23 protein-coding genes and 1 tRNA gene are annotated in these 25,809 nt (G+C 67.4%); 12 read left to right on the top strand and 12 right to left on the bottom strand.

All coding sequences use genetic code 11. The annotated features are described in order from the left end of the window. On the bottom strand, positions 1-1,665 hold the full coding sequence (gene argS, locus ACFVVK_RS04750; protein WP_390264129.1) for an arginine--tRNA ligase: 1,665 nt from the start codon (positions 1,663-1,665) through the stop codon (positions 1-3). 196 nt (positions 1,666-1,861) lie between these two features. Here argS and ACFVVK_RS04745 point away from each other — a divergent pair, with 196 nt between their 5' ends. From ACFVVK_RS04745 to ACFVVK_RS04720, 6 genes are all read left to right on the top strand, one after another. Beyond that, on the top strand, positions 1,862-2,296 hold the full coding sequence (locus ACFVVK_RS04745) for a hypothetical protein (RefSeq protein ID WP_390264127.1): 435 nt from the start codon (positions 1,862-1,864) through the stop codon (positions 2,294-2,296). 20 nt (positions 2,297-2,316) lie between these two features. Continuing rightward, on the top strand, positions 2,317-3,189 hold the full coding sequence (locus tag ACFVVK_RS04740; RefSeq protein ID WP_390264124.1) for an FAD:protein FMN transferase: 873 nt from the start codon (positions 2,317-2,319) through the stop codon (positions 3,187-3,189). After that, on the top strand, positions 3,186-4,760 hold the full coding sequence (locus ACFVVK_RS04735; RefSeq protein ID WP_390264121.1) for a ferredoxin--NADP reductase: 1,575 nt from the start codon (positions 3,186-3,188) through the stop codon (positions 4,758-4,760). Before ACFVVK_RS04740 ends, ACFVVK_RS04735 begins: the two co-directional genes overlap by 4 nt. A gap of 160 nt (positions 4,761-4,920) precedes the next feature. Beyond that, positions 4,921-4,993: transfer RNA gene (locus tag ACFVVK_RS04730), tRNA-Arg, on the top strand. A 156-nt stretch (positions 4,994-5,149) separates the two neighbouring features. Then, positions 5,150-6,241: a M4 family metallopeptidase gene (locus ACFVVK_RS04725; protein ID WP_390264119.1), complete on the top strand. Its 1,092-nt coding sequence runs from the start codon at positions 5,150-5,152 to the stop codon at positions 6,239-6,241. Between the two features lie 42 nt (positions 6,242-6,283). Further along, positions 6,284-6,607, top strand: coding sequence for a protealysin inhibitor emfourin (locus ACFVVK_RS04720; protein WP_390264116.1), 324 nt, complete (start codon positions 6,284-6,286; stop codon positions 6,605-6,607). 38 nt (positions 6,608-6,645) lie between these two features. Here the strand turns inward: ACFVVK_RS04720 and ACFVVK_RS04715 are convergent, their stop codons facing one another. Next, on the bottom strand, positions 6,646-7,611 hold the full coding sequence (locus ACFVVK_RS04715) for a GlxA family transcriptional regulator (protein WP_390264113.1): 966 nt from the start codon (positions 7,609-7,611) through the stop codon (positions 6,646-6,648). 81 nt (positions 7,612-7,692) lie between these two features. Here ACFVVK_RS04715 and ACFVVK_RS04710 point away from each other — a divergent pair, with 81 nt between their 5' ends. Together ACFVVK_RS04710 and hrpA are read left to right on the top strand one after the other, a co-directional pair. Continuing rightward, a complete protein-coding gene (locus ACFVVK_RS04710; protein WP_390264110.1) occupies positions 7,693-7,860 on the top strand; it encodes a hypothetical protein in 168 nt (55 codons plus the stop codon). 174 nt (positions 7,861-8,034) lie between these two features. After that, complete coding sequence (gene hrpA, locus ACFVVK_RS04705) at positions 8,035-12,087, top strand: ATP-dependent RNA helicase HrpA (protein ID WP_390264107.1); 4,053 nt, start codon at positions 8,035-8,037, stop codon at positions 12,085-12,087. A 9-nt stretch (positions 12,088-12,096) separates the two neighbouring features. Here hrpA and ACFVVK_RS04700 read toward each other — a convergent pair whose 3' ends face one another. The 3 genes from ACFVVK_RS04700 to ACFVVK_RS04690 form a co-directional block, all read right to left on the bottom strand. Beyond that, positions 12,097-12,525, bottom strand: coding sequence for an HIT family protein (locus tag ACFVVK_RS04700; RefSeq protein WP_390264104.1), 429 nt, complete (start codon positions 12,523-12,525; stop codon positions 12,097-12,099). Then, entirely contained in the window at positions 12,522-13,691 is a 1,170-nt protein-coding gene (locus tag ACFVVK_RS04695; RefSeq protein ID WP_390264101.1) for an NAD(P)-dependent alcohol dehydrogenase, read from the bottom strand. The genes ACFVVK_RS04700 and ACFVVK_RS04695 overlap by 4 nt, the downstream gene beginning before the upstream one ends. Before the next feature lie 97 nt (positions 13,692-13,788). Then, positions 13,789-14,334, bottom strand: a complete 546-nt coding sequence (locus ACFVVK_RS04690) for a hypothetical protein (protein ID WP_390264098.1) — start codon at positions 14,332-14,334, stop codon at positions 13,789-13,791. A gap of 251 nt (positions 14,335-14,585) precedes the next feature. Here ACFVVK_RS04690 and ACFVVK_RS04685 point away from each other — a divergent pair, with 251 nt between their 5' ends. Together ACFVVK_RS04685 and ACFVVK_RS04680 are read left to right on the top strand one after the other, a co-directional pair. Further along, on the top strand, positions 14,586-16,259 hold the full coding sequence (locus ACFVVK_RS04685) for a DUF222 domain-containing protein (RefSeq protein ID WP_390264095.1): 1,674 nt from the start codon (positions 14,586-14,588) through the stop codon (positions 16,257-16,259). Positions 16,260-16,371: 112 nt separating this feature from the next. Beyond that, positions 16,372-16,899: a GNAT family N-acetyltransferase gene (locus ACFVVK_RS04680; protein WP_390264092.1), complete on the top strand. Its 528-nt coding sequence runs from the start codon at positions 16,372-16,374 to the stop codon at positions 16,897-16,899. A gap of 7 nt (positions 16,900-16,906) precedes the next feature. Here the strand turns inward: ACFVVK_RS04680 and ACFVVK_RS04675 are convergent, their stop codons facing one another. Beyond that, on the bottom strand, positions 16,907-17,779 hold the full coding sequence (locus tag ACFVVK_RS04675; protein WP_390264090.1) for a sulfurtransferase: 873 nt from the start codon (positions 17,777-17,779) through the stop codon (positions 16,907-16,909). A 47-nt stretch (positions 17,780-17,826) separates the two neighbouring features. Between ACFVVK_RS04675 and ACFVVK_RS04670 the strand changes: the two genes are divergently transcribed. Continuing rightward, complete coding sequence (locus tag ACFVVK_RS04670; protein WP_390264088.1) at positions 17,827-18,951, top strand: PLP-dependent cysteine synthase family protein; 1,125 nt, start codon at positions 17,827-17,829, stop codon at positions 18,949-18,951. A gap of 18 nt (positions 18,952-18,969) precedes the next feature. Here the strand turns inward: ACFVVK_RS04670 and ACFVVK_RS04665 are convergent, their stop codons facing one another. Next, complete coding sequence (locus tag ACFVVK_RS04665; RefSeq protein WP_390264085.1) at positions 18,970-19,626, bottom strand: MBL fold metallo-hydrolase; 657 nt, start codon at positions 19,624-19,626, stop codon at positions 18,970-18,972. Between the two features lie 114 nt (positions 19,627-19,740). On the opposite strand from ACFVVK_RS04665, the gene ACFVVK_RS04660 reads away from it, so the two are divergent. Further along, entirely contained in the window at positions 19,741-20,214 is a 474-nt protein-coding gene (locus ACFVVK_RS04660; RefSeq protein ID WP_390264082.1) for a Fur family transcriptional regulator, read from the top strand. A 32-nt stretch (positions 20,215-20,246) separates the two neighbouring features. On the opposite strand, the gene ACFVVK_RS04655 is transcribed toward ACFVVK_RS04660, so the two are convergent. The 5 genes from ACFVVK_RS04655 to ACFVVK_RS04635 all read right to left on the bottom strand — a co-directional run bounded on the left by ACFVVK_RS04655 (position 20,247) and on the right by ACFVVK_RS04635 (position 25,477). Continuing rightward, positions 20,247-21,137: a metal ABC transporter permease gene (locus ACFVVK_RS04655; RefSeq protein ID WP_390264079.1), complete on the bottom strand. Its 891-nt coding sequence runs from the start codon at positions 21,135-21,137 to the stop codon at positions 20,247-20,249. Continuing rightward, the gene (locus ACFVVK_RS04650) at positions 21,138-21,953 is read right to left on the bottom strand and encodes a metal ABC transporter ATP-binding protein (RefSeq protein ID WP_390264076.1); all 816 of its coding nucleotides are present in this window, start codon (positions 21,951-21,953) and stop codon (positions 21,138-21,140) included. A gap of 49 nt (positions 21,954-22,002) precedes the next feature. Then, a complete protein-coding gene (locus tag ACFVVK_RS04645) occupies positions 22,003-22,938 on the bottom strand; it encodes a metal ABC transporter solute-binding protein, Zn/Mn family (protein ID WP_390264073.1) in 936 nt (311 codons plus the stop codon). A 140-nt stretch (positions 22,939-23,078) separates the two neighbouring features. Further along, positions 23,079-24,143 (bottom strand): hemolysin family protein, encoded by a 1,065-nt coding sequence (locus ACFVVK_RS04640; RefSeq protein WP_390264070.1) that lies wholly within the window; start codon positions 24,141-24,143, stop codon positions 23,079-23,081. Continuing rightward, positions 24,140-25,477 carry a hemolysin family protein gene (locus ACFVVK_RS04635; protein ID WP_390264067.1) on the bottom strand — a complete coding sequence of 446 codons (1,338 nt, stop codon included), beginning with the start codon at positions 25,475-25,477 and terminating at the stop codon, positions 24,140-24,142. Before ACFVVK_RS04635 ends, ACFVVK_RS04640 begins: the two co-directional genes overlap by 4 nt. Positions 25,478-25,809 lie beyond the last annotated feature (332 nt).

Raw genomic sequence — 25,809 nt, 5'->3', positions numbered from 1 at the left:
TCACATCCGTTCCGGCGCCGAGACGCCCAGCAGTTCGAGTCCGTTGGCCAGCACCTGGCTGGTGGCGTCGTTGAGCCAGAGCCTGGTGCGGTTGGTGTCGGTGATGGGTTCTTCGCCTTGGGGGGCCACCCGGCAGGCGTCATACCAGCGGTGGTAGGCACCGGCGATGACCTCCAGGTGGCGGGCCACGCGGTGCGGCTCGCGCAGTTCGGCGGCCTTGGCCACCACGGAAGGGTAGCTGCCCAGGTGCGAGAGCAGCTCGTTTTCGGTGGGGTGGTCCAGGAGGGCAGCATCGAAGCTGTCTTTGCCGTTCACGCTGCGCTCCACTCCTGCGGCCACGGCGTTGCGGGCGGCGCCGCGGGAACGGGCGTGGGCGTACTGGACGTAGAACACCGGGTTTTCGTTGCTGTGCTTCTTGAGTAGCTCGGGGTCCAGGGTCAGAGGCGAGTCGGCGGGGAACCGTGCGAGGGAGTAGCGCACGGCGTCCTTGCCGAGCCAGGAGATGAGGTCCTTGAGCTCGATGATGTTGCCCGCGCGCTTGGAAAGCTTGGCGCCGTTGACGGAGACCAGCTGGCCGATCAGGACCTCGATGTTCACCTCGGGATCGTCGCCTGCGGCGGCTGCGATGGCCTTGAGCCGGTTGATGTAGCCGTGGTGGTCGGCACCAAGGAGGTAGATCTTCTCCGTGTAGCCGCGGTCCTTCTTGGACAGGTAGTAGGCGGCGTCGGCAGCGAAGTACGTCGGCTCGCCGTTCGCGCGGATCATCACGCGGTCCTTGTCATCGTCGAAGTCCGTGGTGCGCAGCCAGACCGCGCCGCCGTCGTCGTAGACGTGGCCCTGTTCCCGCAGGCGGGCGACGGCATCTTCGATCGCGCCGGCGTCGTGGAGTTCCTGCTCTGAGAAGAAGACGTCAAAGTCGACGCCGAACTCGGCCAGCGTCGCCTTGATGTCGTGCATCTGTGCCTTGTAGGCAGCCCCCCGGATTACCGGCAGGGCCGCCACTTCGGTGAGTTCGCGGATGTCCGGGTGCTCGCTTAGCACCTCATGGCCGAGGTCGGCGATGTACTGGCCCGGGTAGCCGCCTGCGGGCACGTCCCGGCCATGGAGCCTCGCGAACACCGAGTTCGCGAACACGTTCATCTGGGAGCCGGCGTCGTTGATGTAGTACTCGGCCGTGACGTCGGCGCCGGAGGCCCGCAGGACGCGCGCAATCGCGTCGCCCAGGGCGGCCCAGCGGGTGTGGCCGATGTGCAGCGGGCCGGTGGGGTTGGCCGAGACGAACTCCATGTTGACCACGTGTCCGGCGAGCGCGGTGTTGGTCCCGTAGGCCGGACCTGCTTCGACAATGGCCTTGGCGAGTGCACCCGCAGCCGCGGCGTCGACCGTGATGTTCAGGAAGCCGGGCCCGGCGATGTCTACCGCGGAAACGCCGTCGATCGTTTTCAACCGGGCACTGAGGACGGACGCGAATTTACGCGGGTTGGTGCCTGCCGCCTTGGCCAACTGCAACGCAATGTTGGTGGCCCAGTCCCCGTGGTCCCTGTTCTTCGGGCGCTCGACGCGCACCTGATCCGGGATGTCAGCGGTGGCGAGGGCGATTTCGCCGGCCGCTACGGCGTCCTTCAGGCAGGCGGATATGGCGAGGGAAAGTTCTTCTGGGGTCACACTTCTAGCCTACCGGTGGGCCAGTGGTGCGGCGGAATCCCGCGCCAGGCGTGACGGCTGGGGCCCGGCCCAAGGAAAACCTAAGGCTCCGCACACTTTGCTCCAAGGTGAACCGCTACCCTGAAACCAACGTCATCACAACTGTCAATGCCTGCACAGTTTCGCTGTCCGGTCCCCGCAACGAATCGAGTCCCGCATGAATACCGCCATCCGTAAGAGCGTCCTGGTCGGCCTTGCCGGCCTGTCCGTTGCCGCCACCGCGGCCGGCTGCGCCCCGGCTGTGCAGCCGCCGGCCGCCGAGGCCGCGCCGCCGGCGCCCGGGTCCGCCGGCACCGGTTCCTACAAGGACGGGACGTACAGCGCCGACGGCAACTACAAATCCCCCAACGGCACTGAGACCGTTGGGGTGGAACTGACGCTGGCCGGCGGAACAGTGTCCGATGTGAAGATCACAACGCACCCGTCAAACTCGAACACCCGCAAGTTCCAAGGCGAATTCGCCGGGGGCATCCAGGCCCAGGTTGTGGGTAAGAAGCTTGACGAGCTCCAGGTGTCCAAAGTTGCCGGATCGTCGCTGACCAGCGGCGGCTTCAACCAGGCCGTGGCCAAGATCAAGTCCCAAGCCCAATAAGGCGCGGGGACAGGGGAATCGTGCCGCATCCGGGCTGGACGCGCTTCAGTTTTGACGGGATCGGGACCAGCTGGGAGATTTCCACGCCCTCCGGCCTGTCCGTCGAGCACCGCCGCGGGCTGCTCGACACGGTGGAACGGTATGACGCCGCGTGGTCCCGTTTCCGGCCCGACTCGCTCGTAGCCGACGCTGCCCGCTCGCCCGGGCGTCTGGAGCTGCCCGCCGAGGCCGCGGCGCTGGGAGAGCTGTACGCCACGCTGTACCGGCTCACCGACGGGGCGATGACCCCGCTGATCGGCAGCAGCCTCGAGCAGCTTGGCTATGACGCGGCGTACACGCTGCGCCCGTCCGGCCGGCCGCTGCCCGCGCCGCGCTGGGAGGATGTCCTGGACTGGCAGGGGGCCGTGCTGACCAACACCGCACCCGTCGTGATCGACGTCGGTGCCGCCGGCAAGGGCCAGCTCGCCGATTTGCTCTCCGCCCAGCTGCGGCAAGTCGGCCACGCGGAGCACTTCATCGACGCCAGCGGGGACCTGCTGAATCCCGGGCCGCAGCCGGTCGAGGTGGCCCTCGAGCACCCGTACGATCCCACGCAGGCCATCGGGACGATCCGGTTCGGCGCGGGCGCTCTTTGCGCTTCCGCCGCCAACCGGCGAGCCTGGGGTGACGGCTTCCACCACGTGCTGGACGGCACCACCGGAGCTCCGGTCCGCACGGTCGTTGCCAGCTGGGTCGTGGCCCAAACCGCTATGGTGGCCGACGCGCTTGCCACCGCGCTGTTCTTTGTCGACGGCCCGCGGTTGGAAAAGGACTTCGATTTCGCCTGGCTCACCGTACATTCGGATGGGCATGCAGAGTTTTCCACCGGCTTTGAGGGGGCGCTGTTTTCATGACTGCCATCACCACGACTTCACTCGGTTCCAGGCTGGACACCGCCCTGGGCCGGCTCACGATGTACCGGCTGGTGCTGTGGGTTCTGGCCGTCCTGGCCGCGTACAGCCTGCTGCTCAACGTGCTGGGCTGGCTCACCTTCGGTCTGCCGGAAATGATCGCGCACCTGGTCCTGTGCCTCGGCCTGACGTACGCCTCCAACGGGGCACTCGCCGCGCTCTTTCGCGTGCGGCCGCATATGGAGTCCTCACTCATCACCGGCCTCCTGCTGTACTTCCTCTTCTGGCCCAGCCAGGTGACGCAGGGGATTCAACTGGCCGAACTCGCCGGCGTCGCCTTGGCCTGTGTGCTGGCCTCGGCCTCGAAATATGCGCTGGCCTGGCGCGGCCGCCACATCTTTAACCCGGCCGCGGCGGGAGCCTTCCTGGCCGGGCTGACCGGATTAAACATTGCCACTTGGTGGGCGGCGACACCGGCAATGCTCGTGCTGGTGTTACCGGCTGCGCTCCTGGTGCTCTACCGGGTCCAGAAGCTGACGATGGCCGCCGTCTTCACAGTCGTCGCGGTGTCCGTCGTGGCCGCCGACCTCCTCCAGTCCGGGACGGCGCTGTCTGAGGCGCTGTGGCAGCCGCTCGCGCAGCGTCCGGTGCTGTTCTTCGTCGGGTTCATGCTGACCGAGCCGCTCACCCTGCCGCCAAGGCGCTGGCAGCAGCTGGCGGAGGCCGCCGTCGTCGGGGTGCTGTTCGCAGTCCCCTACGACCTTGGGTTTGTGTTCAGCTCACCGGAGCTTGCGCTGCTGGTGGGCAACCTGCTCGCCTTCGCCGCCGGGCAGCGTGGCGGGGTCCGGCTGCGGTTCGTCGACCGGAGGCAGCTAACGCCCACGACGACGGAATTCAGTTTCCGTCCCGAGCGCCCCGTGCGCTTCACGGCCGGGCAGTATCTGGAGCTGCACCTGCCGCCGGATAAGGCCGAGGACAGGCAGGCCGGCGGCAGGCAGTCCGGCAAAGGTGATGGAAAGGGAATCCGGCGGGTGTTCAGCCTGACCAGCGCGCCCGGCGCACCCCTGCTGACGATCGGGGTGGGGACCGCCGAGCCGGTGTCATCGGCCAAACGCTCGCTGCTGGCCCTGGTCCCGGGTGACAGGCTCAGCGCCACCACGGTGGGTGGCGACTTCGTGCTGCCGCGGAACCCGTCCACGCCTGTGCTGCTCATCGCCGCCGGAATCGGCATCACCCCTTACCTGGGCGGCCTTGCGGGCGGCCCGGCGGCGAACCGGGACGTCGTCCTGCTGTACCTGGCAAAGAATTCGGCGGAACTCGCCTATGCCGCGGAGCTGCATCGCTCGGGGGTGCGCATCCTGGCCCGGCTTGCCGACGGTTCAGCGCCGCCGGCCTTCATGGAGGACGCGGGTGCCCGGCGGATCGACGCGGCGGCCTTGAAGGAGCTGGTCCCGGATGTCGCCCGCCGGGAGGTGTTTGTCTCCGGATCGCCAGCCAGTGTGCGTTCGCTCGGGTCCGCGGCACGAGGCGCGGGTGCCCGCAGGGTGCATGTGGATTCCTTCGCGGGCTACTGAGCGGACCGGCGAGTTGGTGGCTTGTCAGAGGCCAGGACACGCACTCAACGCGCCTGATTCGTCCGAATAAAAACCGGCGCAGGCGGGCCGATTTTCCGTTGGGGGCCACCTTCCTGCTAAGCTCTAGGACGTCCCGCCGGTAACGGCAGGATCCCTGGATGCCCTCGTAGCTCAGGGGATAGAGCGTCTGCCTCCGGAGCAGAAGGTCGTAGGTTCGAATCCTATCGAGGGCACAGAAGAAACCCCGCCACTTCAAGGAAGTGGCGGGGTTTTGCATTTCCCCGGAAAACCTGCGGCTAATTTCCTGCCGATTTGTCGGTGCCCGCTCGTAGGCTGTTCTCATCGGTGGCGGGCTACCCTGCACGCCCCGAAGCATGAGGGGGTCTCACATGTTCGTTCCGAGTGTGCCGTTTTATCCATCTGTTCGCTGTTCCATCGTTCCGCCGTACCTGCTCCGCCGCATCGCCGCCCAGCAGGAGCCGCGGCTCTCCGGCGCCGCCGAGGCCGCACGGAAGGCGCTGCTGCACGTCAGTAGCTTCCGGGCGGCCCGCGCCGAGCCGTCCCCGCTGGCGATCCCGGGCGTGGTCGGGGCCAAGCCCGGGCCACCGGAGCGCACCATCTATGACGCCATGTCCCTGGAAGAGCTCCCGGGCAGCCCGGTCCGCAAGGAGGGCAAGCCACCCACCGGGGATGCCGCCACGGATGAAGCGTACGACGGCCTGGGCTCCACGCACCGGCTCTACGCGGACGCCTTTGACCGCGACTCGATCGACGGACGGGGGCTCCCCCTCGAAGCCACTGTCCACTACGGCAAACGCTATGACAACGCGTTCTGGGACGGCCGGCAGATGGTATTCGGCGACGGCGACGGCGAGGTCTTCGGCAGGTTCACCAAGTCGCTGAGCGTGATCGGCCACGAACTCGCGCACGGCGTCACGCAGTTCTCCGGCGGCCTCAACTACCGCAACCAGGCTGGTGCCCTCAACGAATCCCTGTCTGACGTCTTCGGCGCCCTCGTGGAGCAGTACACGAAGCAGCAGTCCACCGCGGAGGCGAGCTGGCTGATCGGCGAGGGGCTGTTTACGGATCAGGTTCAGGGCGCCGCCCTGCGGTCCATGAAGGCCCCGGGGACTGCGTATGACGACGATGTCCTCGGCAAGGATCCCCAGCCGGACTCGATGGATTCCTATGTACGGACACGGGCGGACTATGGCGGCGTGCACATCAACTCCGGCATCCCGAACCGCGCGTTCTGCCTGGTGGCCACGGCCCTCGGCGGAAACGCGTGGGACGCCCCCGGGCAGATCTGGTACGAGACCCTGACCGGCGGTTCGCTGGCGCCGAACGCGACGTTCGCGGCCTTCGCGAAGGCCACCGCTGCGTCTGCAAAGGAGTTATTCGGCGAGAATTCGAGGGAACATGACGCCGTTCGGGCGGCGTGGGACACTGTGAAGGTGAAGTTCCCGGGGGTCCGACGATAAGCCACGCCCCTGCGGATCCGAGTCCCCTAAGATCCGAGTCCAATGAAAATCATCGTGCAGCGCAGCGGCGGCCTGGCCGGAATGAAACGGACATGGACCGTCCAGCCGAAGCCACCGGAGGACACCGACCGGTGGCAACCGCTGATTGAAGCATGTCCTTGGGATGCCATCACCGGAAGCGGCGGGGCCGGTGGGGCAGACGGGGCAGGCGGGGCAACAGCCCAGCCGGACCGGTTCATGTACAGCATCCGGGCCGACCGACGCCGTGCGGTCCTGCCCGAGCGTGAACTGACGGGCCCATGGCGTGACCTTGTCGAATGCACCAGGGCTGCGGCCGAGGAGGCAGCACCACGCGACCTTGCCTAGCCGCGCCCCGGGGCAGAGCCGTTGTCCAGGGGTCTTGCCTAGGCCGTCGCCAGGTGCCCCCGGAATGTGCGGCGGTAGGACTGCGGGCTCGTGTCCAGCGCCTTCGTGAAGTGGTGCCGCAACAGGACCGAATGCCCGAAGCCGGACTCCCGCGCGATCTCGTCAATGTTGAGCTCCGTGGTCTCCAGCAGTTCCTGGGCGCGCAGCACCCGCTGGCCGTTGAGCCATGCCGCCGGGGTGGCCCCCGTTTCCGCGCGGAACCGCCGCGCAAACGTCCGCGGCGACATGTGGACCCGAGCCGCGAGTTCGTTGACCGGGTGTTCCTCTTCCAGATGACGGACCATCCACTGCAGCAGCTGTTCCATGGGCTCCGAGCCGCATTGCGGAATGGGCCGGTCGATGTACTGTGCCTGGCCGCCGTCGCGGTGCGGCGGAACCACCATGTCGCGGGCGATCGCGGCGGCCACGTTGGCGCCAAATTCAACCCGGATCAGGTGCAGGCAGGCATCGATCCCTGCGGCCGTCCCGGCGCTCGTGATGATCCGGTCGTCTTCGACGTAAAGCACGTTTTCATCCACCAGGGCAGCAGGGTACCGGCTGGCGAGCTCCTGCGAGTGGTGCCAGTGCGTGGTGCAGCGGCGGCCGTCAAGCAGGCCCGCCCTGGCCAGGGCAAAGGCCCCGGTACAAATAGACATTACCCACGCACCGCGGGCGTGGGCGGCCCGCAGCGCATCCAGAACGGATGGCGGGACGTCCTCGTCGCGGGCGAAGGGCGCCATCACCACCAGGTCTGCGTCCGCCGCCGCGTCCAGCCCGAAGCCGACGTGCATGGACAGCCCGGATTTGAGCGGGACATCCCCCGGTTCCGGCGCGCAGATCCGGAAATCGAAGGCGGGCACGCCGCTTCCACGGTCCGAACGGTCGATGCCGAAGACCTCGAAAGCGGTCGCAAACTCAAAGATCGAGAAGTTGGGAACCACGATCATCGCCACTGATTTGATCATGTTTCCAGTGTGGCAGAAATTATAGCTTTTTGGGCATTTCTGCCACTTTTTTTCGTCTGTCCACCGGAGAACCATAGAGGTATGGAACTCCTCGGAATCGCCGTCATCATCCTGATCCTCGCCATCATCACGGCCACTATTTCCGCCCTCCGCAAGGACGGCCTCGGCCACAACCCGCCCGTTCGCTCGGACGAGTATTGGATGGCCCGGGATCTCCCCAGCGTCAGCTACACGCTACGGATTTTCTAAACCCATACCCGTCACCTACAGCGCACCCCGCCCACCCGCACACCAACCCACCCGCATCAATACCGGGCCCGGCCCTCCAGCCGGGCCCCCGTCACGCGCCGGCCCGGCTGGAGGACCGCCACCGGACCGGTTACCCCACAGAAGACAGCCCGCCCCAGTAGACTGTCTCCAGCCATGACATTGCATATTTCCTACCCCGCCGAGCTGCCGGTTTCCGAGCGCCGCGAAGATCTGATGGCCGCCATCGCGGCGAACCAGGTGACCATCATCGCCGGCGAGACCGGCTCCGGGAAGACCACCCAGATTCCCAAGATGTGCCTGGAGCTTGGCCTGGGCGAGAACGGCCTTATCGGCCACACGCAGCCCCGCCGGTTGGCCGCACGCACGGTGGCCGAGCGCATCGCGGAGGAGCTCGGCGTCGACATCGGGCAGGAGGTCGGCTTCCAGGTCCGCTTCACCGGCGAGGTCAGCCGCAACACCAAGATCAAGCTGATGACCGACGGCATCCTGCTGGCCGAGATCCAGCGCGACAAGCTGCTGCGCAAGTACAACGCCATCATCATCGACGAGGCGCATGAGCGCAGCCTCAACATCGACTTCATCCTCGGATACCTCAAACGGATCCTGCCGCAGCGGCCGGACCTGAAGATCATCATCACCTCGGCCACCATCGATCCGCAGCGCTTCGCCAAGCACTTCGGCAGCGAGGATGAGCCCGCGCCCATCATCGAGGTGTCCGGCCGCACGTATCCGGTTGAGATCCGCTACCGCCCCCTGTCCCAGCCAGCCGGAGGACCCGGCGAGGACGAGGCCTCCGACGACGAACTGGAGGAGGACCGCGATCCGCTGGACGCGGTCTGCGACGCCGTCGACGAGCTCGCGCAGGAGGCGCCGGGCGACATCCTCATCTTCTTCTCCGGCGAGCGCGAAATCCGTGACGCGGCGGAGGCCCTCAATGGCAGGATCCAGTCCAACCGGAAGCTGGCCGGCGCCGAGGTGCTCCCCCTCTTCGCCCGGCTGAGCCTGCAGGAACAACACAAGGTCTTCCACCCCGGCAGCAAGCGCCGGATCGTGCTCGCCACGAACGTCGCCGAGACCTCCCTGACGGTCCCCGGCATCAAGTACGTGATCGACACCGGCACCGCCCGCATCTCCCGCTACTCGCACCGCACCAAGGTCCAGCGCCTGCCGATCGAGCGCGTGTCGCAGGCGTCCGCCAACCAGCGGTCCGGCCGCTGCGGCCGTGTCTCGGACGGCATCGCGATCCGGCTGTACGCGGAGGAGGACTTTGAGTCCAGCCCGCCATTCACGGATCCCGAGATCCTGCGCACCAACCTCGCCGCCGTCATCCTGCAGATGACCGCGATGGGGGTGGCCCGCGGCCCCAAGGATGTGGAGAACTTCCCGTTCGTGGAGCCGCCGGATTCCCGGGCCATCAACGACGGCGTCACGCTTCTGCGCGAACTCGGCGCCCTGAGCGCCGCGCGGCCGCAGGACGAGCCGGGCGACGGCGACCAGCGCCGCGACGGGCAGCGCGGCGGACACCGCCACGGTGCCGGCCGCCCCGGAAGCGGGCTGACCGCCGTCGGGCAGCAGCTTGCCCAGTTGCCTGTGGACCCGCGGCTCGGCCGGATGATCGTCGAGTCCGGCAAACGCGGCTGCGTCCGCGAGGTCATGATCCTCGCCGCCGCGCTGACCATCCAGGACCCGCGGGAGCGCCCGACCGACAAGCAGCAGCTCGCCGCGGAAAAGCACGCCCGTTTCCGCGACGAGAACTCGGACTTCACCGGCTTCCTGAACCTGTGGAACTACATCCAGGAGAAGCAGCAGGAGCTGTCCTCCACCCAGTTCCGCAAGCTGTGCCGCACGGAGTTCATCAACTATCTGCGCGTCCGCGAGTGGCAGGACCTGTTTGCCCAGCTGCGCCAGCTCGCCCGGCCGCTCGGCATCAGCCTGGACAACAAGCGCCTGGCCGATCCGGTGGGCAACCATGAAGGCATCCACATCAGCCTGCTCTCGGGCCTGCTGAGCCATGTAGGCATCCTCGATGAGCGCAAGCGCGAGTACGTCGGCGCCCGCGGCACCCGCTTCGCGATCTTCCCGGGCTCGGCCCTGTTCAAGAAGTCCCCCACCTTCGTGATGGCCGCCGAGCTCGTGGAGACGAGCCGGCTGTGGGCCCGCGTGGCCGCGAAGTTCGATCCGCTCTGGGTGGAGCAGGTGGCGCCGGACCTGGTCAAGCGCAGCTACAGCGAGCCGCACTGGTCCAAGAAGATGGGTGCGGTGATGGCCCACGAGAAGGTCACGCTCTACGGCGTGCCGATCATCCCCAGCCGCCGGATCAACTACGGCAAGGTGGATCCGGAGCTCAGCCGGGAGCTCTTCATCCGGCATGCCCTGGTTGAGGGCGACTGGCAGACCCACCACAAGTTCTTCCACCGCAACCGGGCCCTGCTCCACGAGGTCGAGGAGCTGGAGGCGCGGATGCGGCGCCGGGACATCCTGGTGGACGATGAGACGCTGTTCGAGTTCTATGACGCCCGGATCGGCAAGGACGTGGTGTCCGAGCGGCACTTCGACAAGTGGTGGAAGGACGCCCGCCGGCAGGATCCCGCCTTGCTCGATTTCGACCAGGCGCTGCTGATCAGCGACGACGCCGATGCCCTGGACGACTCGGCCTACCCGAAGACCCTGCTGCACAAGGGCTTTGAACTGCCGCTGACCTACGAGTTCCACCCGGTTGCGCCCGGGTCACCGCCCAACCCGTCCGATGGCGTCACCGCCGAGGTGCCCGTGCTGTTCCTCAACCAGCTGGACGACGAAGCCTTCCGCTGGCTGATTCCGGGCCAGCGGGTGGAGCTGGTCACTGCACTGATCAAGTCGCTGCCGAAGCAGGTGCGCAAGAACTTCGTTCCGGCCCCGGATGTCGCCCGGCAGGCCGTCGCGGCGCTGGAGGCCGACTTCGATCCCGCCGTCGATGAACTTGAGCCTTCCCTCGAACTCGTGCTGCGCCGGATCCGCGGGCAGGTTATCCCGCCAGGGTCCTGGAACTGGGGAGCCGTACCAGCACATCTGCGCGTCAGCTTCCGGGTGGTGGATTCCCGCGGCAAGGTGCTCGATGAGGGCAAGGACCTCGCCGCGCTGCAGGAGCGTTTGGCGCCCGCCACCCGCCGCGCCATCGCGGAATCGCTCGGCGCCACCCCGGGCACGACGGCGCCCCCGGCCAGGGGGAAAGCCTCACCGAACGGAAAGGGCGCGCCGCGGGCTTCGGCGGGATCGCCGCCGTCGGGTGCTCCGTCGACGTCGGGTGCTCCCTCGGCCGCACTGGGGGCCGGCAAGTCAGCGGCTGCCGGCGGATTCGCCGAACTGTCCGGCCTCAAGGACTGGACGTTCGGAAAGGTGGAGCGCCAAGTCCAGGGCAGCGTCGGGGGGCACACCGTCACCGGCTACCCTGCCCTGGTGGATGAAGGCACTTCCGTGGCGCTCCGGCTGTTTCAATCAGCGTCCGAACAGCAGGAGGCCATGCGCGCAGGCGTCATCCGGCTCCTGGCCCTGAAGGTGCCGCCGCCGGACCGCTACGTCCTGGAGCACCTGAACAACACCGAGAAGCTGACGTTCAGCCAGAACCCGCACGGCTCCGTGACCGCGCTGATCGCGGACTGCGCCCTGGCCGCAATCGACAAGCTCACGCCGGCGGAACTGCCGTGGGACGAGGCCGCGTTCAAGGCGCTCTACGAGACTGTCCGTGCGGAGCTGATCGACACTGTCTTCACAGTGACAGCCGTCGTCGAACGCATTCTGGCCAGCACGCGCCGGATCGAAAAGCAGCTCAAGGGCACCACGAGCCTGGCCCTCATCAGTGCGCTCAACGACGTCAAGAGCCAGCTGGAGCAGCTCGTGTACCCGGGTTTTGTGGCACGGACGGGCTACGCCCAGCTCAGCCAGCTGCCGCGCTACCTGGCGGCGATCGAAAAGCGCCTCGAGAAGCTGCCGGGCAACGTCCAGCGGGACGCCCAGCACATGGCCGCCGTCCAAGCCCTTGAGGACGACTACGACGACGCCGTCTCCGCCCTGCTGCCCGGACGGCGGGCCGGCGCCGAGCTCACCCATGTGCGCTGGATGATCGAAGAGCTCAGGGTGAGCTTCTTCGCCGTCGAACTCGGGACCGCTTACTCGGTGTCCGAAAAACGCATCCGGGCCGCGCTGAACAAGGTGCTGGCGCCGGCGTAGTCGCCGGGCTTAGGCGTCCGGAACGTGCTCGGCGTGGCCGGCCGTGCGGAGGCCCGCGCGGAGCTTCTCCGCGTTGGCGTCAAGCCGGGCCGGATCGGGGTGATGGTCCGCCGAACCGAAATCAAAGTCCGCCATTGAGTTGGACGGCCACACATGGACGTGCATGTGGTTGATTTCGTAGCCGGCCACGATCAGGCCGGCCCGCGCCGCGCCAAACACGTCCACCTGAACGGCGCCGATCTTGCGGGCGACCTCCATGACCTTGCCGACCACCTGGGGCGGGGCGTCCGTCCAGCGGTCCACTTCCTGGACGGGTACCACGAGGGCGTGGCCGTCGGCCAGTGGACCCATGGTCAGGAACGCCACGACGTCGTCCTCGCGCCAGACGAAGCGGCCCGGGATCTCGCCGTTGATGATTTTGGTGAAGAGAGTGCTCATGCATCCGCCTTTTCCGCCGGGGACCCCAGGGTGCTGAGGTCCAGGACAAAACGGTACTTCACATCGCCGGCCACCATGCGGTCGTAGGCTTCGTTGAGCTGGTCTGCCCCGACCACCTCAATGTCCGAGACCACGCCGTGTTCGGCGCAGAAGTCCAGCATCTCCTGGGTCTCGGCGATGCTGCCGATCAGCGAACCCGCGTAGGCGATTCTGCGGCGGATCAGCGCGGCTGGATTGACCGGCGGCATCGCCTCCGAGGGCAGGCCCAGCTGGAAGAGTGCGCCGTCGAGGCGCAACGTGCGGAAGTACGGGTTGAGATCGTGGGGGGCGGCGACGGTATCGATGATGACGTCGATGCTGCGGTTCGCGGCCTCCATCTCGGCCGGGTCCGTGGAAAGGATGACGTCGTCGGCACCCAGCTCGCGGGCCGCGGCGAACTTCCCCTCCGACGTCGTGAAAACCTTGACCTCGGCCCCCATGGCCTTGGCGAGCTTGACGGCCATGTGGCCGAGCCCGCCAAGACCGACGACGCCGACCACGTCGCCTTCCTCGACCTCGAAGTGGTTCAACGGCGAATACGTGGTGACGCCGGCGCACAGCAGGGGCGCAGCGGCCGCGGGGTCCAGGCCCTCCGGGATCCGCAGGACGTAGTTGCGGTCAACCACGATGGACGTGGAGTAACCGCCCTGGGTGATGGCGTCGTCGTTGCGGCGATCCTTGGCCCCGTACGTTCCCACGTTGCCGTTTTCGCAGTACTGCTCAAGGCCCTCCATGCAGCTGTCGCATTCGCGGCAGGAATCCACCATGCAGCCCACGCCCACGCGCTCGCCCACGGTGAAGTCGTCGACGGCGGAACCGACCCGGGTAACCAGGCCGACGATCTCATGGCCAGGAATCAAGGGGTACGTTTTGCCGCCCCATTCGCCCCGGGTGGCGTGCACGTCAGAGTGGCAGAGCCCGCAGAATTCAATGGCGATCTCGATGTCGTCCGCTTTCGGCTCCCGGCGGGACACGGTCAAGGGCACCAGCCCGCTTTCCGGCGACGTGGCACCGTACGCAGCGGCCAGGGTGGGGCCGGCGGTCGCGGAAGCAGTAGTGGTCTCGGGAGCGTGGATATTCGGCAGCGGCTTGGCAAGGGGCGGGGGTACAGGACGTCCAGGTGTCATACGTCGACGCTACCCCGGTCCCGGGGTGGGTTCCACTTTGGCGGGGCGGGCGCTGGGCGCGGCGGCAATTCTCGAAGTAGAGCCGGCAAACGCTGGCTCAGCGGTTCCTTTGGGATCGTTCGCGGAGCAGATTCAGGCTTGAGGGTGAGGCAGCAAGTTCCAGGGTGCCCTTGTCGGTGCTCAACTCAATGACTCTTCCTCTGGGAAAAACGGTCCAGGGCGCTTTCACGGGCTGACTGACGACTTTAGGCTCTGAATAGATTTCTATCGGACCGAATAGAGGGCCGGTCATCCCTGTCCTTGCCTGAAAGAGAAGCCTGCCAGGTTCTGCTTTCGCGTAGCCCAAGGCCCATCTTCCCCTGAGCGCTGATCCCGACTCGCGCTGCGCACATTCGAAAAGCCCATGTTCCGCGTCCAGCGCATCCCGCTTTCTCTTCAGCGGCCTCAGGAGCACTTGCAGGAGCACCAGTAGCGCCAGACCGGACAGAACGATGAGCGCCAAGGCAGGCCAAAAGCCGATCGCTTCCTGCAAAGGGCGAAACACGGCTGCGAGGACGGCGAGCAGGAGAAAGGGCCCGATATTGGAATCGTCTGCTTTCTCCAGCCACCCTCGAGGTGCGGGCGCCAGATCCTGTTGTCGCATCAGAGCCCGCCCTTCCCGCTGTGCCCGGAGCTGGACGGTGCTTCCAGTGGCATCCCCATGGCGTGAAGCATCGCATGGCGGGCACCGGAAGCCCAGGAAGCTCACGAACTTTCTTTGCCAACGCCACGCAGGCCCGGCCGGGGGGGGTCCGCGATGACGCCATCGAAGTGATGGCCACTCATTCTGCCTAATGGTTTCCGCAAGTCTGGCCGAGTGAATGTTTTGTCGTAGGTCGCAGGGACACTTGATTCATGGAAGGCAATCACGGGCCCGAAGTGGTTCTGACGGGACGCGGCATCGCCAATGACGGCGGTGTCACTGAGGGTGCGGCTGATGTTGAAGACGTCGACGGCGGCGTTTCCGACGGCGGCCCGATTGGCCACGGGACCGTTCTGACAGTGGATGACCTTGCCCGGATCGTAGCTGGCCTACGGGCCCCGGACAGCCCCGCCGGCCTGATTGACGAGATCCGCGGCCTCGAGGACCTGAAATCCGCCCTGGGCGCCCGCCAGGCCCGCCTCACCGTCGCCTTCGACCTGTCCCAGCGCCGCGAACAGGCCGCCGCCGGCATTCCTGCGGAGAAGCTCGGCGCCGGCGTCGCAGCGCAGATCGCCCTGGCCCGGCGCGAATCCCCCGCCAAAGGCGGCCGGCTCCTCGGCCTGGCCAAAGCCCTCGTGTCCGAAATGCCCCACACCCTCGCCGCCCTGCAGACCGGGCAGCTGAACGAATGGCGCGCCACCCTGCTCGTGCGCGAGACGGCGTGCCTGAGCGCCGCGGACCGGTCCGCCGTCGACGCCGAGCTCGCCGCCGACACAGGCACGTTCGCCGGGGCCGGTGACCGGCGGCTGGTGGCCACTGCCCGGGCCGCCGCGTACCGGCTGGACCCCCGCTCCGTCACGCAACGTGCCGCGCACGCCGTGTCCGAGCGGTATGTCAGCCTCCGCCCCGCTCCGGACACCATGTGCCACCTCACCGCGCTCCTGCCCGTCGTCCAGGGCGTGGCCATCTACACCGCCCTGAGCCGGCACGCCGACACCCTCCGCGCCGCCGGGGACCCGAGGGGCCGCGGCCAGGCCATGGCCGACACCCTGGTCGAACGCACCACCGGCACCCCGGGCGGGATCACCGGGGTGGAAATCCAGGTCGTCATGACCGACCGCACCCTGCTCCAGGCCGACGCCGAACCCGCCCGGCTCCCCGGCTACGGCACCGTCCCCGCCCAATGGGCCCGAACCCTCCTCACCACCGGCACCACCCCCGGAACCAACCCGGCCCCCGGAACCAACGACACCAGCCGCCCCGGCGGCGCAGCCCCGCCCGACACGGCCACGCCCATCACGGCCCCGCCCGACGCGGACCCGGACCAGGCCGCGTTCAACCTCTGGGTCCGCCGGCTCTACACCCACCCGCACACCGGCGAACTCACCGCCATGGACTCCCGCGCCCGGATCTTCCCCACAGGACTCCGCCGCTTCATCCAGACCCGCGACGACACCTGCCGCACCCCCTACTGCGACGCCCCCATCCGCCACCTGGACCACATCATCCCCTGGCACACCGGCGGCAAAACCACCGCCACCAACGGCGCCGGACTCTGCGAAGCCTGCAACCACGCCAAAGAAACCCCCGGCTGGAACGCCCGAACACCAACCGCGCACGGGACAGACCACGAAGGCGCAGCCGGGCCGGAATTAGTATCTGCATCCCAGCCCCCGCCAGCGACGACCACCGGCTCCAGGCACACGCTCGAACTCAGCACCCCCACCGGCCACACCTACCACTCCACCGCACCACCCCTGCCCGGGACACCGCTTCGGGCGGCGGTGACGGAAGGACTAGACCAGCGGCACCGCCTCCGGCATCGCGCAAAGGTCCTCAAACGCGCTCGATTGCTCGGCAGCTTGCCTCTTGTGACCACGCCCTGACCTCAGGCAGCAGCGCGAAAACACGCCCGACCCCGAACCAAGGCTGCACCGCACGGACGTCCCAGAAGCAACAACGCCCATGTTCCGGCGGATTTTCCGATAGTTTGGCGGCGTGGACACGATCATTCAGGCAGATATGGCAGACGCACGGATTGTGCAGTGGCTCGGGGAACTCCTTCGGGCCTACCACCAGCAAACAGAACTGGAGAAAGCTGCACACGGAGTGTCTACTGCAACTGGAGGCGGTCAGCTACCGGCCCACTACCAAAAGGAAATTGATCGGCCCTCTGAGGCCTTCGCCAATTCGCTGGTCTTCATCGCGCATCGGGGCTCTGTCCCCCTGGGCATGGTGGTGCTGACATCGGTTGACGATGCCATAAAGGAAGTGAAGCGTCTTTGGGTGGATCCGGGCGCCCGCGGCTGCGGGGTCGGCGCAGCCCTCCTTCGCGAGGCATTCCGCACCGCGGAGGCATGCCGGTCTGATGTCCTTCGCCTCACCGTGTGGAATTGGCGCGACTCAGCCCTGCGGTCCTACCGCCGGATGGGCTTCACGACCGTTCCGTCGTGGGAGGACCGGGCCGGCCTGGAGTGTATGGAGCTCCGGCTGCCGGCAGCTCACAGGAGCGCCCCCGCGCACTAGTCCCGCACTAGTTTGAAACAGCGCCCTCGCTGTACGGGGCGGCCCCGGTGACAACGTCGTTCGAGGCGCTGTGGCACCATTCCGAGAACGAACCCGGGTACAGGGCAGCAGAAAGTCCGGCGATCTCGAGGGCGGCGATTTCATGCGCGGCCGTCACCCCGGAACCGCAGTACACCGCGGTGGGGACGCCGGCCCGGTAGCCGAGCCGCTCGAAGCGCTCCCGCAGCTCCGCCGGGGTAAGGAATCGCCCGTCGGGCTGCAGGTTTCCCGTGGTGGGGGCACTGACTGCTCCAGGGATATGCCCGGCGCGGGGGTCCACGGGTTCGATTTCCCCGCGGTACCGCTCTCCCGCCCTGGCATCGAGCAGCAGCCCATGCTGCCCCCAGGAGGCGGCCTGTGCGGCGTCGATTGCGGGCATGGCTCCCCCGCTCAGCGTGACGTTGCCTGCTGCCGGCTGCTCGGCTCCCGCCGCGGTGTCGAATCCGGCGCCGCGCCACGCGGCGAGGCCGCCGTCGAGCAGCTGGACCGACGGGAAGCCGGCGTTTCGCAGCATCCACCACAGCCGGGCGGCAGCCATGCTGCCGCTGTCGTCGTACGCCACCACCGCGTCGCCGTCGTTGATGCCCCAGCGGCGGGCGGACTCCTGAAACTGCTCCGGTGGCGGCAACGGATGGCGTCCGCGTCGTGGATCTGCGGGTCCGGCGAGCTCGGTGGCCAGATCCACGAAGACGGCGCCCGGGATGTGTCCGTGCAGATAGTGGCCGTGGCCGTGGGGGTCGCCGAGGGCCCACCGGACATCGAGGACCACTGTGTGCTGCCCGGTTCCGTCGCGGGCGTCGAGCCGGGCTTTGAGGGCGGCCGCATCGATGAGGGTGTCCATGGGCCCACTCTATCTCCGCTCTCCGGCCGTCCCGGTAGGCTGTTGCGGTGAATACCGCGCACCAGCAGGACCGGGACTGGGCCGACGAGGCCGTCCGCCGGATCAACGCCGAAGGCAACAGATCTGCCGACACGCACCTGTACGCGGTGCCGCTCCCCGCGCATTGGGGCGTGCAGCTGTACCTGAAGGACGAATCCACCCACCGTACGGGCAGCCTCAAGCACCGGCTGGCGCGTTCGCTGTTTCTGTTCGCCCTGGTTAACGGCTGGATCCGGGAGGGCACCACGATCGTTGAGGCCTCCAGCGGCAGCACCGCCGTCTCCGAAGCCTATTTTGCGCAGCTGTTGGGCCTGCCCTTCATCGCCGTGATGCCCAGGACCACCAGCCCCGAGAAGATCGCCCTGATCGAGCAGTTCGGCGGCTCCTGCCATCTTGTGGACCAGGCCTCCGAGGTTTACGAGGCCGCCGCGGAGCTCGCCGCCCGCACCGGTGGACACTACATGGACCAATTCACCTATGCCGAGCGGGCCACGGACTGGCGCGGGAACAACAACATCGCCGAGTCGATCTTCGACCAACTGGCCCAGGAGGAGCACCCCATCCCCCGCTGGGTGGTGGTCGGGGCAGGCACCGGCGGGACCAGCGCCACGATCGGCAGGTACCTGCGGTACCACCGCCACGCGACGCGGCTGGCCGTCGTCGATCCGGAAAATTCTGCGTTTTACCCGGGCTGGCGGGACAGCCAGTCCGACGGCGGGATCCCCACCGCAGCTGGGAGGGCAGCTGCCGGGACGGCGGCGACCGGCCGGCCCTCTCGCATCGAGGGCATCGGCCGGCCCCGCATGGAGCCAAGCTTCGTGCCGGCTGTCATCGACCACATGATCCAGGTTCCCGACGCCGCATCCGTGGCCGCCATGCGGCACCTCAGGGAGCACGCCGGGCTGCACGCCGGACCGTCCACCGGCACCAATCTCTGGGGTGTGTGGCAGCTCATCGCCGGGATGATCGCCGAGGGCCGGCGCGGCAGCATCGTGACGCTCATGTGCGACGCCGGAGACCGCTACGCCGGCAACTACTACAATCCGGAGTGGCTGGCCGCCCACGGCCTGGACCCGGAACCCCACGAGGCCACGCTGCGCGGGTTCTTCAACACCGGCGTCTGGCCGGCCTAACGGCGGGTCCCCTGCGAGTTAAACCTCCACTGAGTCGCCGCTGGAAAGATGCCGGTACTCTGTGCCGTACTTGGCACCGATCCGCGTGACGTGTCCCTCCACCAGGCCGCGGCCTATGTCATTCAGGAGCGCGTCATGGATCGGGAACGCCAGGGGTGCGCGGGCGCCGATCACGAAGTCCACCACTTCGCCCACCTTGTTCCACGGGGCGTGGATCGGGACAAGCAGCGTCCGGACGTCGACGCCGTCGGGGATCGCGAAGGAATCGCCGGGGTGGTAGACGTTTGCATCCACCAAGTACCCGACGTTCGCCACCACCGGAATCTGGGGGTGGATGAGGGCGTGCTGGCCGCCAAAGGTGCGGATCGAGAAGCCCGCGGCCTCAAATTCCTCTCCGGGGGCGGCGGTGTGGATGCGGCTTCTGGCGTCGGCGGCCTTCCCGCGCAGCGTCCCGGCCACTGCCTCCGGGGCAAAAAGCTCAAGGGCCGTATTAGCCTGCAGCGCCGCGGCGACGGCGTCGACGTCGACGTGGTCCCCATGTTCGTGCGTGATCAGCACGGCATCCGCCCCGGCGAGGGCCTGGTCCGTCTCCGAGAACGTCCCCGGATCGAAGACGAGCACCCGGCCGTCCTTCTCGAGGCGGACACAGGCGTGGGTGAATTTGGTCAGCTTCATCGGGCCAGCCTAGGCACCAGCCAGCCACGGTGTCCACGGAGCCCGGCTGGTAATCTTGAACATTGCACCACCCGCAGCGGGTCCCACCCGCGAATCCACGAAGCGAGTTCCACGATGTCCCAGGGCGCCACCGCCGGCAGCAGTCGGGTCCCGGCTTCCGCACCGGCACCGGCCCCCGCCCCGGGCAAGGAGCAGCGCGTCACCAAGCAGCGCCTCGCCGTCAGTGCCGCCCTGGACGACCTGGCGGACTTCGTCAGCACCCAGGAACTGCACCGCATCCTTCAGGAGCGCGGCACCGCGGTGTCCCTGGCCACCTCCTACCGCATCCTGCAGTCCCTCGCCGACGACGGGCTCGTGGATGTCCTGCGCAACGCCGACGGCGAAGCCGTATACCGCCGCTGCGCCGTCACCGGACACCATCACCACCTGCTGTGCCGCAACTGTGGCAAGGCCGTGGAAGTCGAGGCCCCCGCCGTCGAAGCCTGGGCAGCCCGGATCGCGCGAGAGCACGGCTTCACCGCCGTCGAGCACACCGTGGAAATCTTCGGGCTGTGCCCCGAATGCACGGCGCTGCAAGCCGGCGGCTAGCTACACTGCCGGACTAGGAAAAAGGGCAGCGCCTACGCGGCTGACGCCGCCGGGGGCCGCACGATCCGGCCGTTGAGCCCGCGCTTGGCCCGGGCACCGCCGACCACGCGGCAGGCGACATAGATCAGGAATGACAGCGTGGTCACGTAGGGGCTGATCGGCAGCCGTCCGCCGAGTGCCAGCAGTATGCCGCCGACGGTCGCCGTCATCGCGAAGACGATGCTCAGGGTGACCACCAGCCGCGGCGAGGACGTGACACGCATGGCAGCCGCGGCCGGAGTGATCAGCAGGGCCAGCACCAACAGGGCGCCCACAATCTGGATCGACAGCGCCACACTGATGCCCAGCAGCACCATGAAGCCAAGAGCCAGGGCCCGCACCGGCACGCCCCGGGCGGTGGCGACGTCGGGGTCCACGCTGGCAAAGGTCAGCGGCCGCCAGATGCCGACCAGCGCCAGCATCACCACGACGGCGGCGACCGCCAGGACCTGCAGCTGGACCGTTCCGACGGACACGATCTGCCCGGTCAGCAGGCCGAATTTGTTGGCGGCCCGGCCCTCGTACAGTGACAGGAACAGGATGCCCAGGCCGAGGCCGAACGGCATGATGACGCCGATGATTGAGTTCTTATCCCGCGCCCGTACTCCCATGACGCCCAGCACCAGGGCTGCCAGCACCGAACCTGCCAGTGAACCGAGAATGATGTCCGCCCCGATCAGCAACGCGAACGCGGCGCCGGCGAAGGAGAGCTCGGAGATGCCGTGGACCGCGAAGGCAAGGTCCCGTTTCATCACGAAGGTGCCCATCAGGCCGCCGAGCAGCCCGAGCACCGCACCGGCCCAAATCGAGTTCTGGACCAGGACCAGCAGCTCGCCATAGTTTTCGAAGTTGAAGATCGAATGCAGCAGTTCGCCCAGATCCACTCAGCCCACCTCCCCTGCGACCGCATGCGCGTCCTCGTGGTGGTGCGTCGTGGCGTCCGGCAGCCCCACCACGATCAGTCGGCCGTTGGCCTGGATGACTTCGACATGGCTGCCATACAGGTCGGAGAGCACCTCGGTGGTCATGACCTCGGCAGGCGTGCCCACCCGGAACCGGCCGCCGGCCAGGTACAGGACCCGGTCCACGTAATCCATGATCGGGTTGATCTCGTGTGTCACGAACACCACTGCGCTGTCCGCCTCGTGGCATTGCTTGTTGATCAAGGAGCTGACGGCTTGCTGGTGCGTCAGGTCCAGGGACAGCAACGGCTCGTCGCACAGCAGCAGGTTTGGATCCGTGGCCAGGGCCTGGGCCACGCGCAGGCGCTGCTGCTCACCGCCGGAAAGCTGTCCCACGGGCACCTTGGCGTAGTCGGTGGCGCCAACGAGTTCCAGGAGATCATCGACTCTTCGGTTCACTTTGGCGCCGCCAAGGCGGATGCCCCAGCGGTGGCCGTCGACGCCGAGGGCCACGAGGTCGCGCGCGCGCAGTGGGGTGTCGGGGTCGAATGACTTTTGCTGGGGCACGTAGCCGATCCGGCGGCTACCCCGCTCGACGGGACGGTCGCCGAGTACGGCCGTGCCGGCGCTCAGCTCCTGCAGCCCCAGCAGCACCTTGAGGAAGGTGGTCTTGCCGCTGCCGTTCGGGCCGAGCACCGCAAAGAATTCACCCGGGTTGATGTCCAGGTCCAGGCCCTCCCACAGTGTCCGCTGGCCGAACGCCAGGGAGGCGCCACGCAGGCTCAGTACCGGTGTCAAGAGAGGGTTCCTCGATTTCCTGCGGAGACAACTGCCCGCGCTGTTGCGATCATCCTAGGGCCTTGCTGATGCTCTCCACATTCGAGGTCATCCACTGCAGGTAGGACTGGCCGCCCGGGAGGGTCTCGCTGAAGTCCAGGACCGGGACGCCGGCGGTTTCGGCTGCCTTCTTCAGTAACGCCGTCTGCGGCCCCTCGGTCTGGGTGTTGTAGGCCAGCAGCCGGACGCCGCGGGATGAGACGAGATCGACGGTGGCCTTGAGCACGGCCGGCGGGACGTCGGCGTCTTCCTCGATTGCCGCCGTGTACTCGGCCGGCGTCTCATTTTCCAGTCCGGCATCCTCGAGCAGATACAACGGCACCGGCTCGGTGACGGCCACGGGCACGTGGCCGGAGGTGGACTTGATGGTGCCGAGCTTGGCTTCCAGGCTGCCGAGCGAAGCTTTAAAGGCCGCTGCCTTCGTCCGGAACGTCGCCGCGGAGGCCGGCTCCAGCGAGCCCAGCTTGTCGGCGACGGCGTCCGCGAGGCGGGACATGGCCGGCAGGCTGTACCAGACGTGCTCGTTCAGCCCTGCGTGCTCATGCGTGTGGCCTGAGGAGTCTGGGGCCGCCGCTGCGGGGCTTTCCGTGGCCAGGCCGGAGACGTCCACAGCGTTGATGACGTTGCCGTGGTCCAGCCCGGTGTCGGTGGCGAGTGTGTCGATGAAGGCGTCGTAGCCGCCGCCGTTCTCCACCACGAGTTCGGCCTTGGAAACCGCCAGCTTGTCCTGCGTGCTGACCTCGTAGGAGTGCGGGTCCTGGCTGGTGCGGTTGATGATCGAGCTGACCCGGACCTTGTCACCGCCGATGCTTGAGACGATGTCACCATAAACACTGGTGGAGGCGACGACGTCGACCACGCCGTCGCCCGCGGTGCTCCGGGAGCTTCCCGCCGCCGGAGCGCACGCCGTGAGCGTTAGGCCCAGGCCGGCAACGGCAGCCAGCATGGGTCGGACGGCGGGACGGCGCACGGAAACCTCGGATCTGTTATTGAGAATCGGGAGCAATAGCAACACACCGAGTGTATCCCTAAATAGGAATCATTCCTATTTAGGGATACACGGCGCGCCCAACTGCCTCCTGCCCGCTACTGTTCCTGCCCCAGCCTCCGGTAGCCGGTGGCCTGGGTGGCGTCCCGGATTTCGCCGACCAGCAATTCGATCACGTCTTCCAGGAACAGCACCCCCCTGGTCAGCCCGTCGGGTCCGATCACGCGGGCCAGGTGCGAGCCCGTGCGCTGCATGACGGACATGGCCTTCTCGATTTCATCGTCCATGGCAAGGTTCGCCAGTGACCGGATGTGGCTTTCCGCGATCGGCTGGCGGTAGCCGCCGTTCTCGATGGAGAGCACATCCTTGATGTGGAGGTAGCCGGCCAGCATGCCGTCGTCGTCGAGCATCGGGAAGCGCGAAAACCCGGTCCGGCTTACGGCCTTTTCGAATTCAGCCGGGGTGCTGGCGGCCTTGAGCATGACGAGCTTTTCCAGCGGAACCATCACACGGGAGGCCGTGTGTTCAGAGAACTCCAGCGCTCCGGTAATGAGTCCGGCGTCGTCATCCACGAGCCCGTGGCGGGTGGATTCCTGCACGATCGACTGCACTTCTTCGAGCGTAAAGGTCGACGTGACCTCATCCTTCGGCTGAATCCGCATCAGCTTCAGAATGTGGTTTGCGGACCAGTTGAGGGCCGCGATCACGGGCTTCACCATGCGCGCGATGAACATCAGCGGCGGCGCCAGCAGCAGCGCGGCCTTATCGGCAACCGACACGGAGATGTTCTTGGGCACCATTTCACCGAATGTCACGTGCAGGAACGTCACCACCATTAGCGCGACGGCGAAAGCGGCAATGTCGGCGGCTTCCATCGGAATGCCTAGCGCCTCCAGCGGCACCGCCAGAAGGTGGTGGATCGCGGGCTCGGCCACCTGCAGGATCAGCAGGGAGCAGACGGTGATGCCCAGCTGGGCACAGGCGAGCATGAGCGAGACGTTTTCCATCGCCCGCAGGGTGGTTTGCGCGCGCTTGGAGCCGGCGTCGGCCAGCGGTTCAATCTGGCTGCGCCGGGCCGACATGACGGCGAACTCCGCAGCGACGAAGAAGGCGTTGCCGACCAGCAGGACGGCAAGCCAAAGAATTCCGGCCCAGTCACTCATGCGGCACCTGCCTGGCTGGCGGCCTGGCCGCCGCCCGGTACGCGGACGGGCCGGAAGCAGATCCGGTCGATCCGGCGGCCGTCCATGCGGGTCACGCTGAGCGTTCCGCCGACGACGTCGACGGTGTCGCCGACTGCCGCGATGCGGCCAAGCTGGCTCATGACGTAGCCTCCCACCGTTTCGTAGGTAGCCTCGTCGGGCACGGTCAGGCCCGGGATCTGTTCGGAGAGTTCATCGGGCCGGAGCAGTCCCGGGAAGTACCAGTCCCCCGAGGCGCTCTGCAGCAGCCCCGGCCGGACCTTGTCATGTTCGTCCGCAACTTCCCCGACGATTTCCTCCACGAGGTCCTCCAGGGTCGCGATGCCGGCTGTGCCGCCGTATTCGTCGAGGACGACCGCCAATTGCAGGTTGCCCTCGCGGAGCTCTGCCAGGAGTGCGTCCAGGTGAATGGTTTCGGGCACCCGGAGCACATCGGTCATGATGGCGCCGGCCTGCAGCTTGGACCGCCGGCCGGAGGGAACGGCGATGGCCTTCTTGATGTGGACCACGCCGCGGATGTCATCGGAGGACTCGCCGATCACCGGGAACCTGGAGTAGCCGGTGCGCCGGGCGGCCTCGACGATGTCCGAGACCGGCTGGTCGGCGTCGATGGTCTCCACGCGGATGCGGGGCGTCATGACGTCTGCCGCGGACCGGCCAGAGAACTTCAGGGTCCGGGCGATGAAGTTGGCGGTGCCGGCGTCGAGGGTGCCCATGGCAGCGGAGCGGCGCACCAGGGAGGCGAGCTCGGCCGGGGTGCGGGCGCCGGAAATTTCCTCCTTGGCCTCGAGTCCGAAGACGTTCAGGACCTTATTGGAGAAGCCGTTCAGGACCACGATGGCCGGTTTGAAGATGGCGGTAAACACCAGCTGGGGCCGGGCCACGGCCTTGCCGATCGGGAAGGACAGCGCGATGGCCATGTTCTTTGGCACCAGTTCGCCCAGCACCATGGAGAGCAGCGTGGCCAGCGCCATGGCGAGGATCAGGGACATGGAGGCAATCGCCGCTGCCGGAACTCCGACGGCGGCGAGGGGACCTTCGAGCAGCTTGCCGACGGACGGTTCCATGACGTAACCGGTCAGCAACGTTGTCATGGTGATGCCCAACTGGCAGCTGGAAAGCTGGGTGGAAAGGGACTTGAGGCACTTCAGCAGCGGCTGGGCGGCGGTGTCTCCCCTGTCGACCGCACGCTGCACGGTGGCCTGGTCGAGGGCGACCAGGGAAAATTCCACGGCCACGAAGAATCCCGTGCCAAGGATGAGCAGGAACCCTGCTGCGAGCAGTAGCCATTCCATCAATGGCCTGCTTCCGGAGCAGCGGCAACCTGCCGCTGCCCATGCGTAAGACGCAGTGGGTGCGGGGTTTGGAAGGATCTCGCCGGCGGAGGATGGTCGGCAGCGGCCGACCCTGTTACATGGAAGGCTCCGGCGTGGCGCGTGGCTGGAGAGTGATGGGCGCGTGAACGGGGTTTGCCGGCTCTGCGGGTGGGCTGCGCGGGAACGGTTTCCGTTGTCCGCTGACAGCGCCCAGGCCGGCACCTAGATTTACTGTCCATAAGAATTTCAGTCTACAGGAGCAGCCGCCGCCCGCCTGCGGGGCTCACCAGCCCCACAGGCGGCATTACTCC

It is taken from the genome of Arthrobacter sp. NPDC058192 (assembly GCF_042883665.1).
Lineage (GTDB): Bacteria > Actinomycetota > Actinomycetes > Actinomycetales > Micrococcaceae > Arthrobacter.
This window is presented reverse-complemented; position numbering and strand designations above follow the sequence as displayed.

What these genes read in the sequence shown, in the direction of transcription:
- ACFVVK_RS04745 (WP_390264127.1), top strand. Translation starts at nt 1,862, where the DNA reads ATGAATACCGCCATCCGTAAGAGCGTCCTGGTCGGCCTTGCCGGCCTG.
- ACFVVK_RS04735 (WP_390264121.1), top strand. Translation starts at nt 3,186, where the DNA reads ATGACTGCCATCACCACGACTTCACTCGGTTCCAGGCTGGACACCGCC.
- ACFVVK_RS04725 (WP_390264119.1), top strand. Translation starts at nt 5,150, where the DNA reads ATGTTCGTTCCGAGTGTGCCGTTTTATCCATCTGTTCGCTGTTCCATC.
- ACFVVK_RS04720 (WP_390264116.1), top strand. Translation starts at nt 6,284, where the DNA reads ATGAAAATCATCGTGCAGCGCAGCGGCGGCCTGGCCGGAATGAAACGG.
- ACFVVK_RS04715 (WP_390264113.1), bottom strand. Translation starts at nt 7,611, where the DNA reads ATGATCAAATCAGTGGCGATGATCGTGGTTCCCAACTTCTCGATCTTT.
- ACFVVK_RS04710 (WP_390264110.1), top strand. Translation starts at nt 7,693, where the DNA reads ATGGAACTCCTCGGAATCGCCGTCATCATCCTGATCCTCGCCATCATC.
- hrpA (WP_390264107.1), top strand. Translation starts at nt 8,035, where the DNA reads ATGACATTGCATATTTCCTACCCCGCCGAGCTGCCGGTTTCCGAGCGC.
- ACFVVK_RS04700 (WP_390264104.1), bottom strand. Translation starts at nt 12,525, where the DNA reads ATGAGCACTCTCTTCACCAAAATCATCAACGGCGAGATCCCGGGCCGC.
- ACFVVK_RS04695 (WP_390264101.1), bottom strand. Translation starts at nt 13,691, where the DNA reads ATGACACCTGGACGTCCTGTACCCCCGCCCCTTGCCAAGCCGCTGCCG.
- ACFVVK_RS04690 (WP_390264098.1), bottom strand. Translation starts at nt 14,334, where the DNA reads ATGCGACAACAGGATCTGGCGCCCGCACCTCGAGGGTGGCTGGAGAAA.
- ACFVVK_RS04685 (WP_390264095.1), top strand. Translation starts at nt 14,586, where the DNA reads ATGGAAGGCAATCACGGGCCCGAAGTGGTTCTGACGGGACGCGGCATC.
- ACFVVK_RS04675 (WP_390264090.1), bottom strand. Translation starts at nt 17,779, where the DNA reads ATGGACACCCTCATCGATGCGGCCGCCCTCAAAGCCCGGCTCGACGCC.
- ACFVVK_RS04665 (WP_390264085.1), bottom strand. Translation starts at nt 19,626, where the DNA reads ATGAAGCTGACCAAATTCACCCACGCCTGTGTCCGCCTCGAGAAGGAC.
- ACFVVK_RS04660 (WP_390264082.1), top strand. Translation starts at nt 19,741, where the DNA reads ATGTCCCAGGGCGCCACCGCCGGCAGCAGTCGGGTCCCGGCTTCCGCA.
- ACFVVK_RS04645 (WP_390264073.1), bottom strand. Translation starts at nt 22,938, where the DNA reads ATGCTGGCTGCCGTTGCCGGCCTGGGCCTAACGCTCACGGCGTGCGCT.
- ACFVVK_RS04640 (WP_390264070.1), bottom strand. Translation starts at nt 24,143, where the DNA reads ATGAGTGACTGGGCCGGAATTCTTTGGCTTGCCGTCCTGCTGGTCGGC.
- ACFVVK_RS04635 (WP_390264067.1), bottom strand. Translation starts at nt 25,477, where the DNA reads ATGGAATGGCTACTGCTCGCAGCAGGGTTCCTGCTCATCCTTGGCACG.